General features: G+C 43.2%; 9 protein-coding genes. 4 read left to right on the top strand and 5 right to left on the bottom strand.

Annotated features, from left to right (window positions below):
* Positions 1-98: 98 nt before the first annotated feature.
* From OD355_RS08510 to OD355_RS08490, 5 genes are all read right to left on the bottom strand, one after another.
* Positions 99-1,841, bottom strand: a complete 1,743-nt coding sequence (locus tag OD355_RS08510) for a peptidoglycan DD-metalloendopeptidase family protein (RefSeq protein WP_263038040.1) — start codon at positions 1,839-1,841, stop codon at positions 99-101.
* A gap of 72 nt (positions 1,842-1,913) precedes the next feature.
* A complete protein-coding gene (locus OD355_RS08505) occupies positions 1,914-2,729 on the bottom strand; it encodes a DUF4292 domain-containing protein (RefSeq protein WP_263038039.1) in 816 nt (271 codons plus the stop codon).
* 117 nt (positions 2,730-2,846) lie between these two features.
* Complete coding sequence (dut, locus tag OD355_RS08500) at positions 2,847-3,281, bottom strand: dUTP diphosphatase (protein ID WP_263038038.1); 435 nt, start codon at positions 3,279-3,281, stop codon at positions 2,847-2,849.
* A 96-nt stretch (positions 3,282-3,377) separates the two neighbouring features.
* Positions 3,378-3,869, bottom strand: coding sequence for a 2-C-methyl-D-erythritol 2,4-cyclodiphosphate synthase (gene ispF / locus OD355_RS08495; protein WP_263038037.1), 492 nt, complete (start codon positions 3,867-3,869; stop codon positions 3,378-3,380).
* 100 nt (positions 3,870-3,969) lie between these two features.
* The gene (locus OD355_RS08490; protein ID WP_263038036.1) at positions 3,970-4,572 is read right to left on the bottom strand and encodes an acyl carrier protein phosphodiesterase; all 603 of its coding nucleotides are present in this window, start codon (positions 4,570-4,572) and stop codon (positions 3,970-3,972) included.
* Positions 4,573-4,677: 105 nt separating this feature from the next.
* Here OD355_RS08490 and pflA point away from each other — a divergent pair, with 105 nt between their 5' ends.
* The 4 genes from pflA (at position 4,678) to OD355_RS08470 (ending at position 12,645) form a co-directional block, all read left to right on the top strand.
* The gene (pflA, locus tag OD355_RS08485; protein ID WP_263038035.1) at positions 4,678-5,412 is read left to right on the top strand and encodes a pyruvate formate-lyase-activating protein; all 735 of its coding nucleotides are present in this window, start codon (positions 4,678-4,680) and stop codon (positions 5,410-5,412) included.
* A 140-nt stretch (positions 5,413-5,552) separates the two neighbouring features.
* Complete coding sequence (gene pflB, locus OD355_RS08480) at positions 5,553-7,793, top strand: formate C-acetyltransferase (protein WP_263038034.1); 2,241 nt, start codon at positions 5,553-5,555, stop codon at positions 7,791-7,793.
* A 544-nt stretch (positions 7,794-8,337) separates the two neighbouring features.
* Positions 8,338-10,617, top strand: a complete 2,280-nt coding sequence (recQ, locus tag OD355_RS08475; RefSeq protein WP_263038033.1) for a DNA helicase RecQ — start codon at positions 8,338-8,340, stop codon at positions 10,615-10,617.
* 150 nt (positions 10,618-10,767) lie between these two features.
* Positions 10,768-12,645 (top strand): ABC-F family ATP-binding cassette domain-containing protein, encoded by a 1,878-nt coding sequence (locus OD355_RS08470; RefSeq protein WP_263038032.1) that lies wholly within the window; start codon positions 10,768-10,770, stop codon positions 12,643-12,645.
* The last annotated feature ends 15 nt before the right edge of the window (positions 12,646-12,660 follow it).

Genomic DNA, 12,660 nt, shown 5'->3' with positions numbered 1-12,660 from the left:
AATAACCATTTTTTTAGATTCAATACTCATCCCCGGTTGGTATGATCCCTAATCTGTATGGTTATTCATATTTTTATATTTAAATTTATTTTTAAAAATTACCTCAGCCATCCGGAAGGGTTCATATCATTTCCCCTGTCGTCACTTACAATAAATAACATGGTATGCTTTCCGTGAATGCCTGTTGCCATTGCACCTAAAGGCGTGCCGGCCTGTACATTCTGGCCTTTGCTTACAAATACATTGGCAAGATGATTATAAGTAGTGAAATATTTACCATGGCGCACAATTACCGTATAGCCATCATCCATATTTACCACTACCGATACAACGCCATTAGCTACAGAGCGCACACCGGGATCGCCGTTGGATGTGATCTCAATGCCGGGATTGTATTCGCGTATCTTGGAGCCGGGCAAGGTGTAGTTTCCGAAAGGCTGGCTCACATATCCTGATGCCGGCCATGGCAGAGCGCCCCTATTCTTTTCAAAATCAAGCGACTGGGTCATGTTTTCTTTCGATGCTTCGAGCACGTTGTAGGTACGCCCGCGGTTGGTAGCAGCTTCGCGCGATTCCTGTACCACTTCCTGCTCTACCCTTCTTTTTACTTCCGCTTTCTGTTCTTCCGTTTTAGGCACTGCTGCTGCCACCCGTGCTGTTTCCCGCTCTTTTTCCAGCCGCGCTACTTCCTGTTTTGCTTTTTCTTCCTCGGCTTTTTTCTTGGCCAGGTCACGTGCGTTGGCTTCATCTATGGCACGGTTTCTTTCTTCCATGCGCTTCAACTGGCGGTCGCGTTCTGCTTTGCGTGCAGCATCGGCTTTTTCGCGTGCCAGGCGCTCTTCCATTTCTTTTGTCTCCCGGGCTAATCTTTCTTCGCGTTCTTTTTTCTCCCTCACCATTCTTTCTTCTGCCAGTTTTCTCTCTTTCTCTGCCGCGGCAGCTCTTGCAGCAGCTTCTTCGCGCTCTCTTTTTGCCTTTTCATACGCCGCTATTTTTTCTTTTTCTACAGCAGCATCCGCAAGCCGCTGTGCCTCTATGCGTGCCTGCCTTTCTTCTTCTGCAATCCGGGCTGCAGCAATTTTAGCGAGGCGTTCTCTTTCCTGCCTTTGCGCTTCGGCTATTTCCCTGCGGATAACATCATTGAGCACGCGGCGAAGCTGATCTCTTTGTTTTTCTCTTGCAGCGATCTCTTCTCCCAGCTCACCTTCTCTTCCCTGCAATAATTTTATGGCCTCATCTTTTTCGAGCTTATCGGACTCAAGGCCTTTTAGCTGCCCGCTTTGGGTATTCAATGCTACGTTCTTATTGCCTTTTAACCTAGATATCTCGTCAAGCTTGCCCTGTATCAGCGCTTGCGTATTTTTAATGTCGCTCACCTGTGCATCACGGTAAGTGCGGTAGCTTTTTAAGTATTGCAGCCGCTTAAATGCATCGTTGAAAGAATTGGAAGAGAATATGAAATTAATGTAATCGTAGTTATTTCTTTTTTTATATGCCTCCACCAGGCTTTGCGCGTATTTGGCCTTTAAGGTATCCAGTTCCTGCCGGTGCTTTTCAAGCTGTCCGTTGTAAGCAGCAATCTGGCCGTCGAGATTTTTGATGTCTGTGCTTATATTGTTGATGAGCTGCTGGCGGGTAGATATTTTTTCTTCAATAAGTTTTAATTGTGCCAAAGATATTTTCTGTGTCTTCTTTACTTCTTTCAGGTTAGAGTTCAGCTCGCTCAGCTCTTTCTGTAATGCCTGCTGCTGCGCCCGGATCTGTTCTTTGGTCTGGGCATGAGAAAAGTGTAGGCCGCCAGTTAAAAATAATATTACTAAGAAATAATGTCTGCGGATCATCAATAAGGTTCTGATTTAATCGTACGAATATATTAATAAACTGATAGCTTTAGTGTTTATAAGCTATTAAAATTATCCTTCTGAATATCCCCTGGGTACACTGAAAGGAAAAGTAACCGGTTGATCAAAAACAGGTTCTTTATATTCCAGGTGAATTTTAGTGGTAGCGCCGTTTTCTTTCACAACAATATTCCTTAGATAAGAAAAGTTTTTCCCAGACAGGTTACGGTAATCACCATAAGTAATATTTGCAGTACGGGATGATGTGGCCTCGGAAACCTGGCTGGTAGATGCATAAGACGCGCCGGTATTGCTTTTCATTACCGTTAATAAATTCCTGATGGCATCGGCAACAAGCGTGTATTGAATGTTGTCTGACGAGTTCTGAAAACTTTCAGGCTCACCGTTTATAAACACCGGGTTGCCTACGAGCAGGTCCTGCAGGTCATAAAAATTTACCGGTACTTTAACCAGGCTCTGCAGGTATCGCGTATCTCTGCGTATCACCTTGCTTTGCAGCTTATCAATTAATACAACACTATCCGGCGTAACCTTAGCACGGAATACTTCTATACCGAACGGCCCTGTTACCGACATCCAGATAACTTTATTTTTTTCCATGCGCAGGTTTGCGTTGGCGCTTTGACTCATTTTAGGGCTTTGAAATTGCAAACCGATTTTAGCAGAAAATGTGTTGAAATCGATCTTATTGTTCCTGATTTCATTCAGCAGCTTCAAAGCATAATCTTTTTCTGCTTTCTTCGCATCGTCAACAGCCACTACTTTGCCGGAATGGTCAACTGCAGGATTGGCCTGTGTTTTACGCACCGTTTTACAGGCAGAAAAACTTAATGCTGCAACGCCCAGCAATATAATATATCTTTTCATTTGCATGTTTGTATTATTTGTTTTTTCAGTTGCCAGATGCAATATTTGCGGTGAACTCTTTTCGCTTATTCATCCGCGGTTGGTATGTGCTTTATAGCTACTACGCTTATTTTTAGGTTAATTTTTACCTGTATGGCCGAAACCACCTGCGCCTCTGTCTGTTTCATTGATCTCGGACACTTCATTCCAACTGATCATTTCCACTTTTTGTATCACCATCTGCGCAATCCTGTCAGCAGGATGAATCACCTGGTCTTCATTGGACAGGTTTATCAGGATCACTTTTATTTCTCCGCGGTAATCAGCGTCTATGGTCCCAGGCGTGTTTAAACAGGTAATGCCCTGCTTGGCTGCCAGCCCGCTGCGCGGCCTGATCTGCGCTTCAAAACCTTGTGGCAGCTCTATAAACAGACCTGTAGGGATTAGTTTTCTTTCCAATGATTTTAAAGTCACCGGTTCCGCAATATCTGCTCTTAAGTCCATGCCCGAAGAGCCTGCCGTGGCATAATGCGGTAATGCATTTGTTGATTTATTGATAATATTTACCTTCATCCGTGTATTTAATTTTTTTTAATAAGTTCCGACAGCTATGTGGAAAGCCAAATAATTATAACGCTTTATATGCCGCACGCTTATGGCTATTTCCTGCTATATTTGATCTGTTATTTTTTGAAGCAGCACAACGGCATGTGCCGTTAATCCTTCTTCCCTGCCCACAAAACCCATCAGCTCGGTAGTAGTTGCTTTTATAGAAACATCTTTTACGCCGAGGTTTAAAAGCCCGGCTATCACTTGCTGCATTTCAGCAATGTAGGGCTTAATTTTAGGTTCCTGTAAACATAATGAAGCATCAACGTTCACAATAGTATAGCCCTCGGTTTGTATCAGTTCAAAAGTTTTTGAGAGTAAAATTTTACTGTCAATATCCTTATAAGCTGCATCTGTATCAGGAAAATGCGTGCCAATGTCACCTAAAGCCAGCGCACCAAGCAGGGCATCGCAAATGGCGTGTAACAATACGTCGGCATCACTGTGCCCGATGCTGCCTTTTGAATGCGGAACTTTAATACCGCCGATCCACAGATCGCGCCCGGCCTCAAGCCGGTGGTAATCTATGCCGTAACCAATTCTTATATTCATTTGATATTGTATATTGTTAAAACAGATGGCGAAGATACATGCTTCAAATTACAATTCGAAGGAAAAAACGGGTTTAAAATAGCGCTAATGTATACAAGTATTACAGCTCCCGTTCCCTGATGAGTGCACGAACGGTATCTTTTGCATGAAGGTAGAGCTGCGGAAAGAAGGTATTAAATTTTTCCCGGAGAAAATCAAGGTTCTCCTCAAAATCAGCAAAAACGTCCAGGTCATTATCCAGGAATTTGGCGCGCCGCGTTACATGGTTAAAACTGTTTTGAATGCCCCATTTAAACCGGTAATTGTACAACCAGTCTTCACGTACCATCCAAGGCAATATTTTCAGGAAATGCTCCGGCAGTATATGTATATTCTTACTCAATACATTGTAAACCTTCTCTGAAAATTGCTGCCATTGCAGCGGCGTTTTCAGCGACAGGTCATTGGCAACAAAATAATCAAAGGCTACATCTACAAATGCTCCCGCATACAAGCCTGTTTTCTGCCTGAAAACCTGCTTAGCCTCCGCGATCACGGGGTGTTCGTCTGTAAAAGTATCAATATCGCGATGGAGTTGAATACCTGCCTGTATTTTATCATCAAATGCATACTTCTTTTTTCCTTTCACGAAATCGCTGATCATATTACCGATAATGAAGGGTTCATAATCAAAGGACAGGTATGCATGCGCCAGGAAATTCATGTGTAAATGTAAAATAATTCTACTTTAGAAGATAAGAACTTTTCAAGAAAGCAAGACTCAAAAGGTTTTTGTACCTTTGCGCCTCAATTGTCAACGCTCAACTGCATGAAAAAAGTTCAGGTAAATTACATCGAAAGTTTTGGTACACAGGATGGCCCGGGAATAAGAATGGTAATTTTTACACAAGGCTGTAAAATGCGCTGCCTCTACTGCCAAAACCCCGATACACTGCCTTTTAAAGGCGGCACTGCCATGAGCTGGGAAGAATTGCTTGACAAGGCTTTGCGCCAGAAAGAATATTTCGGCACGCGCGGCGGTGTTACGGTTTCCGGCGGCGAACCTTTGTTGCAGGCAGAAGGGCTGATTCCGCTTTTTAAAGCCCTTCATGAAAAAGGTATCAATACCGCTCTGGATACCAACGGGTTCGTCTGGAATGAACATGTGGAAGAATTGCTGAAGCATACCGATTACGTACTGCTGGATATTAAACACATTGACCCCAAAACCCATAAAAAACTTACGGGCGTGCACCTGGCCCCCATCCTTGACTTTACTGAAAAAATTAAACCGCTTCATAAAAGATTGTGGATCAGGTATGTACTGGTACCCGAATGGAACGATGCTGATAATGACTTAAGAAACTGGGCAAAATTTGTTCATACCCTCCCCGGTGTAGAGCGCATAGAGGTGCTGCCTTATCATACACTGGGTGTGCCTAAATACGGCGAGCTGGGCAAAGAATATAAATTACATGGCATACAATCGCCGACAGCCGAACTCAAAGAGCGCACGGTGCGGATATTTGAAGAAGAAGGCTTGGAAAATATTATAGTGAAGTAAAAGCCTGCAAAGATAAGTATTTTTTCCGGATATTCCAATGAAATAAATCACTTATTTTTATCTTTAAATTCATCTTTTCGTTAGTTTTTCCGTCTTACCTTTGTACTGTTATAATAAAATACCAAAAAATCCTCAATAAAATGAATACAGAAACTAAAGTAACTGCTCCTGAATTTCAGGGAACCAGATGGAAAGAGACAATTGACGTCAATAACTTTATTATCGAAAATATTACTCCTTACACAGGAGATGCTTCCTTCCTTGAAGGGCCTACGGAAAGAACGCAGGAGTTATGGAACAAGACAAAAGAATATCTTCTTGAAGAAAGAAAAAATAACGGTCTCAGAAGTGTAGACGTAGAAACAATCTCTACCATTACCAGCCACAAACCCGGCTACATTCTCCAGGAAAAGGAGTTGATTGTTGGCTTGCAAACCGACGAACCTCTTCGCCGCTCCATCAAACCTTTCGGTGGTATCAAATTGGTAGAGAGCGCTTTAGAAGAGAGAAACCTGAAAATCTCCCCTAAAGTACAGGAAATATTTCAATACGCTAAGAACCACAACGACGCGGTTTTTTCAGCATACGACAAAGAGATACGTCTTTACAGAAGCAACCATATCGTTACCGGCTTGCCGGACAACTACGCAAGAGGCCGCATTATCGGTGACTACAGAAGGCTGGCACTTTACGGCGCTGACCGGCTGATCGCATTCAAACAGGCAGATGCAGCAGCTGTAGACGGGCAAATGACAGACGAAAAAGTAAGGCTGCGCGAAGAAATATCTATGCAGATCGCAGCGCTGAAAGATATCAAGAAAATGGCGGCTGCTTACGGCTTTGACGTATCCAAACCAGCTACTACTGCCAAAGAAGCTACTCAATGGGTTTATTTCGCATACCTGGCTGCCATCAAAGAACAGGATGGTGCAGCAATGTCTATGGGTAATGTTTCTACCTTCCTGGATATTTATTTTGAAAAAGATATTCAACAGGGTATGCTTACAGAGGCGGAAGCCCAGGAAATAATTGATGATTTTGTAGTAAAATTAAGGCTGGTACGCCACCTGCGCCCCGGCTCTTACGATGATATTTTCGGCGGAGACCCTACCTGGGTTACTGAAGCTATCGGCGGACAGTTGTTCGACGGAAGAACAAAAGTTACCAAAACATCCTTCCGTTTCTTACAAACATTATACAACTTAGGACCTTCTCCCGAACCAAACCTTACAGTACTCTGGAGCAAAGACCTTCCCGAAGGATTTAAAAAATTCTGTGCACAGGCATCTATAGATACTTCTTCTATCCAATACGAAAACGACGATCTGATGCGTGCCTCAAGAGGCAGTGACGACTACGGTATTGCATGTTGTGTATCTCACCAGGCTATAGGTAAATCCATCCAGCACTTCGGAGCCCGTGTAAACCTGCCAAAAGCTTTATTGCTGGCGCTTAACACTGGTAGAGAGGAAGAAAAAGGCATCGAGATCATGCAAGGTATTGCTCCGCTGAGCGACGGGCCCCTACAATACGAGGAAGTACTGGCTAACTTTAAGAAAGCAATGGTAGACCTGGCAAGAGTGTACGCCAAATCCATGTACATCATCCACTACATGCACGATAAATATTATTATGAAAGGGCACAAATGGCAATGATCGATACGAACCCGCATGTAGACGTTGCTTACGGCGCTGCCGGCATCTCCATCATCGCTGACTCTCTTTCTGCTATTAAATACGCAAAAGTAACACCTGTAAGAAATGAAATAGGCCTGACTGTTGATTTCAAAATTGAAGGAGATTTTCCTAAATACGGAAATGATGACGACAGGGTTGACAGCATCGCCAAGGAAATTGCTTCTTTCTTCTCACAGGAACTGAACAAGCACACAGCTTATAAAAACGCCACACCTACCATGTCTTTGCTCACCATTACTTCAAACGTAATGTACGGTAAAAACACAGGCGCTACTCCTGACGGAAGACAGGCTCATGAATCTTTTGCTCCGGGCGCTAACCCAATGCACGGACGCGACTGTTCAGGCGCTATCAGTTCTCTGAACTCCGTTGCGAAACTGGATTACGAAGATGCACAAGACGGTATTTCCAATACTTTCTCCATCATCCCGAAAGCATTAGGAGCTACCAGGCAGGAACAGATCGACAACCTGGAAGATATGATGACGGGTTATTTTGCTAAAAATGCACACCACCTGAATGTAAATGTGCTCAACAGGGAATTGCTGATGGATGCTTACAACCATCCTGAAAATTATCCGCAGTTAACGATTCGCGTATCTGGCTATGCTGTTAATTTTGTAAGGCTTTCCAAGGCACACCAGCTGGAAGTAATTGAAAGAACCTTCCACGAATGTATGTAGTCTTTTATTTAGGATTTTATTATAACCAACCCTGTAAGTGATACTTACGGGGTTTTTTTAGTTCGCTGCTTTGCGGCTGTTTTTAATGGCCACATGGAATAGGCTTTTATTCATCCGCGGTTGGTATGCACCTTTGCTTATGGTTATTTCATGTGTATAATTTTTATTTTTCTTTATGGTCGCATGGAATAGCCTTTATTCATTCGCAGTTGGTATGCAACTTTGCTTATGGCTATTTCATGTGTATATTTTATTTTTCTTTATGGTCGCATGGAATAGCCTTTATTCATCCGCGGTTGGTATGCACCTTTGCTTATGGTTATTTCATGTGTATAATTTTTATTTTTTCTGTTTGCCACATGGAATAACCAGCTTTTTAGATTCAATACTCATTCCCGGTTGGTATAGATTCCTAATCTTTATGGTTATTTCATGTGTTAAAAAATTCGTGTTGGCCGATCAGTAAGCATCAAAAATTTTTTTATTATTTACGAATATGTCGTAAATTAGAAAAATATTCGTACAGTAATATGTATTATTAATTATGGCAAAAAGTGTAAAGGGAGTATTAACCAAAACTTCCACAAAAGAGAAAACAAAAGCAAAACCAACCGGTAAAACGACATCACACCAATACGATATCTATACAAATCTTGAAAAATATTTCGGGTTCACCCAGTTTAAAGGGCGGCAGGAAGAAGCTATCAACAGCCTGCTAAGCGGCAAAGACACATTCGTGATAATGCCTACCGGAGGCGGCAAAAGCCTTTGCTACCAGCTTCCGGCAATGATCATGGACGGATGTGCCATAGTGGTTAGCCCGCTTATAGCGCTGATGAAAAACCAGGTAGACCTGGTAAGAGGCTACAGTGAAAATGATGATGTGGCGCACTTTATGAACTCCTCGCTCAATAAGACACAACTACGGGAAGTAAAAGAAGACCTTGCAGCCGGCAAAACAAAGCTGCTGTATGTAGCGCCTGAAACACTCACCAAACAGGAAAACCTTGACTTCTTTAAATCTATCCCTATTTCATTTTTTGCAGTAGACGAGGCACATTGTATCTCTGAATGGGGACACGACTTCCGACCCGAATACAGGCGCCTGCGAGAAATGATGGATGCAATAGACGAGAACATTTCCGTGATCGCCCTTACAGCAACTGCAACGCCCAAAGTGCAGAGCGATATTGTTAAAAATCTGGGGCTGCGCGACCCGGATATTTTTATTTCTTCCTTCAACCGTGAGAACCTTTACTATGAAATCCAGCCCAAGGTTAAGAAAGACATTACCATAAAAAATATTGTAAAATTCATTGCTCAGAACAAAGGCAAAAGCGGGATTATTTACACACTTAACCGCAGAACCACCGAAGAGCTGGCAGAAGTACTCATGGCAAACAACATCAAAGCTGTTGCCTACCACGCCGGCCTTGACTCCAAGCTGCGGGCAGAGCGGCAGGACAATTTTTTAAATGAAGATACGCAGGTGATCGTTGCCACCATTGCATTTGGTATGGGTATTGATAAACCTGACATCCGTTTTGTAATACACTACAACATTCCCAAATCCATTGAAAACTATTACCAGGAAACAGGCCGTGCAGGACGCGATGGCCTCGAAGGAAAATGTATCCTGTATTATTCCCACAAAGATGTGGCAAAACTGGAGCATCTTATGCGCGATAAACCGTTGAGCGAACGCGAGATCGGAGCACAGCTTATTAATGAAACATTGGCATTTGTGGAAACCTCGGTCTGCCGCAGGAAAGTACTAATGCATTATTTCGGAGAGGAATGGAAGAGTGAGAACTGCGGAAACTGCGATAATTGTACCAATCCTAAAGAGAAGGTAGAAGCTAAAGACGAGGCGCTGAAAGTGCTGAAAGTTGTGCAGGAGCTGGATGAACGCTTTGACACAAAATACGTGGTAAACATCCTGATAGGCCGCGCCACACCACAGGTACAGATGTACCGCCATGAAAAAAATAAAACATTCGGCATAGGCGACGACCGTGATGAACTTTTCTGGAATACGCTGATAAGGCAGCTGCTGCTGGACCAGTATCTGAGAAAAGATATTGAAGAGTACGGGCTGCTGAAGCTGACTCCCGCCGGGGAAAAATTCCTGAAAAAGCCTGTGTCTTTTAAAATAGTGATGGCGAATACTTTTGAAGAAGCCAATGCCGACGATGATGAGGCCGAAACTGGCGGCAATACTGCCTCTGCAGTCGATGAGACCCTGCTGGAAATGATGAAAGAGCTGCGCCAGAAAGAATCCAAAAAGAAAAAGCTGCCACCGTTTGTGCTTTTCCTGGAATCTTCTTTGCAGGATATGGCCACCGTGTACCCAACTTCACTGGCAGAGCTGGAAAAATGTTCCGGCGTAAGCAAAGGTAAGGCTATAAAATACGGTAAACCATTCGTAGAGCTGATTGCTAAATACGTGGAAGAAAATGATATAGAGAAGCCGGAAGATTTTGTAATGAAGTCCGTTGCCAACAAAAGCAGCCATAAGATCTACATCATCCAGAATGTAGATAAAAAAATACCGCTGGAAACCATTGCTAAAAACAAGGATCTGAAGCTGGATGAATTGCTCGATGAAATGGAATCCATTGTTTCAGGCGGCACCAAGCTCAACCTCAACTATGCCATTGATGACATGCTTGACGAGTACGACCAGGAAGATATTATCGACTATTTTAAAAGCTGCGAAACCTCTGACCTGGAAGTAGCCAAGCAGGAGCTTACCGATGGCGATTACGACTACGAACAACTCAAGATCATGCGCATCAAGTTTTTAGCGGAATATGGGAATTAGATGCTGTTGATGCATTAAGTATAAAGCCTCAGTTAAAGTAATTCGGCTGAGGCTTTTTTATTCAACTGATAGTTTAATCAGATTTGAAAATTACTTTATCCTGATTGAATCTACAATGATCATTTACCATTAAAATTCTATCTTCGCCGCATGCATTATTTATCGGCTGAAGGCTTAACCAAAAGTTTCGGAATCACTCCCCTTTTTGAAAATATTTCCTTCCACATCAACGAGGGAGATAAAATTGCGCTGATAGCACGCAACGGCGTTGGCAAAACCACTTTACTCAGGATTCTGGCAGGCAAAGAAACGCCTGATGCCGGCAAATTGTGGATACACAAAGATGTTTCTGTAGCCTTATTTGAACAAAACCCGGTATTTGAAGAAGAAAAAACCATCCTGGAAAATATACTGCACCTGCAACATCCCACCATTCAACTGGTAAAGCAATACGAAGAGGCTGTACAACAACAAAACACAGCATTGCTTACTTCGCTGATCTCTAAAATGGATGATGCCGGCGCCTGGGATTTTGAACATAAAGTAAAAGAAATCATAGGCAAGCTCAACATCAACATTTCAGATCAGCCGGTAAATACCTTAAGCGGCGGCCAGCGCAAAAGAGTTGCTCTTGCCAAAACCCTCGTAGATATTGGCTTTGAAGAAAAACATACCCTGTTGATGATGGATGAACCCACCAACCATCTGGATGTAGAAATGATTGAGTGGCTGGAGCAATACCTCAATTACGAAAAGATCACCCTGCTGCTGGTTACGCACGACCGTTATTTCCTGGAAGATGTATGTGATGAAATATGGGAGCTGGAGCGATCTGAAATGTACACCTACAAAGGAGATTATGCAAATTACATGGAGAAGAAAGCCATGCGCATTGAAAGTGAACTGGCAAGCATTGATAAGGCAAAGAATTTATACAGGAAAGAGCTGGAATGGATGCGCAAACAGCCCCGGGCAAGGACTACGAAAAGCAAGGCCAGGCAGGATAATTTTTACGCAGTAGCAGAAAAAGCCGGTCAGAAAATTGTTGATTCGCGGCTGGAACTCGATATGAAAATGTCAAGGCTGGGCGGCAAGATCATTGAAATGAAAAAGGTGTACAAATCCTTCGGTGAGCTCACCATTCTAAAGGGATTTGACTACACTTTCAGCAAGGGCGAACGTATAGGCATCGTGGGTAAAAACGGTGCTGGCAAATCTACTTTCCTGAATATTCTACAGGGCCTGGAAAAAGCTGACAGCGGCAAGATCAATGTCGGCGACACCGTTGTATTCGGCAACTATTCCCAGCAAGGGCTCACTTTTAAAGAGAATGTGCGCGTGATAGAATATGTAAAATCATTTGCAGAAAACTTTCCGCTTGCCAAGGGCGGAAGCTTGAGCGCAGCGCAGTTCCTGGAGCTTTTCCTCTTTCCGCCGGAGAAGCAGTTCACATTCCTGGAGTCGCTGAGCGGAGGAGAAAAAAAGCGTTTACAATTACTGACTATTCTGTTCAGCAACCCCAACTTCCTGATACTGGATGAACCGACAAATGACCTTGACCTGCCAACGCTGGCTGTGCTGGAAAATTTCCTTTCTGAATATCCCGGCTGTATATTAATTGTTTCCCACGACCGCTATTTTATGGATAAGCTGGTAGATCATCTGTTTGTATTTGAAGGCAATGGCAATATCCGCGATTTCCCCGGGAACTATACGCAGTACAGGCTCTGGCAGAAACAAGAAGAGCAGAAACAGAAAACAGCCGCCGAAAAGCAGCCAAGAAAATTTGCGGAGCATAAACCTGCTGAGAAAAAGAAAGCATCATTCAAAGAAAAAAGAGAATTTGAAATGCTCGAAAATGAGATCGCTTCGCTGGAAACAGAACGTTCTTTGCTGGAAGAACAGCTCTCAGCTGACGGCACCGATTATGAATTACTCAACAAAGCAAGCAAGCGCATCGGTGAGATTGCTCAGGAGCTGGAAGAAAAAGAAATGCGCTGGCTGGAGCTCAGCGAAATAATAGAATAAATTCGCATCCATATT

This window comes from Haoranjiania flava (genome assembly GCF_025631005.1).
GTDB classification, from domain to species: domain Bacteria; phylum Bacteroidota; class Bacteroidia; order Chitinophagales; family Chitinophagaceae; genus Haoranjiania; species Haoranjiania flava.
Note: the sequence above shows the minus strand (reverse complement) of the source record. Positions and strands in the feature narration are given on the sequence as shown.

Bases quoted from the DNA above. Each gene is read 5' to 3' on its own strand.
- OD355_RS08510 (WP_263038040.1), bottom strand. From the start codon at position 1,841: ATGATCCGCAGACATTATTTCTTAGTAATATTATTTTTAACTGGCGGC.
- OD355_RS08505 (WP_263038039.1), bottom strand. From the start codon at position 2,729: ATGAAAAGATATATTATATTGCTGGGCGTTGCAGCATTAAGTTTTTCT.
- dut (WP_263038038.1), bottom strand. From the start codon at position 3,281: ATGAAGGTAAATATTATCAATAAATCAACAAATGCATTACCGCATTAT.
- ispF (WP_263038037.1), bottom strand. From the start codon at position 3,869: ATGAATATAAGAATTGGTTACGGCATAGATTACCACCGGCTTGAGGCC.
- OD355_RS08490 (WP_263038036.1), bottom strand. From the start codon at position 4,572: ATGAATTTCCTGGCGCATGCATACCTGTCCTTTGATTATGAACCCTTC.
- pflA (WP_263038035.1), top strand. From the start codon at position 4,678: ATGAAAAAAGTTCAGGTAAATTACATCGAAAGTTTTGGTACACAGGAT.
- pflB (WP_263038034.1), top strand. From the start codon at position 5,553: ATGAATACAGAAACTAAAGTAACTGCTCCTGAATTTCAGGGAACCAGA.
- recQ (WP_263038033.1), top strand. From the start codon at position 8,338: ATGGCAAAAAGTGTAAAGGGAGTATTAACCAAAACTTCCACAAAAGAG.
- OD355_RS08470 (WP_263038032.1), top strand. From the start codon at position 10,768: ATGCATTATTTATCGGCTGAAGGCTTAACCAAAAGTTTCGGAATCACT.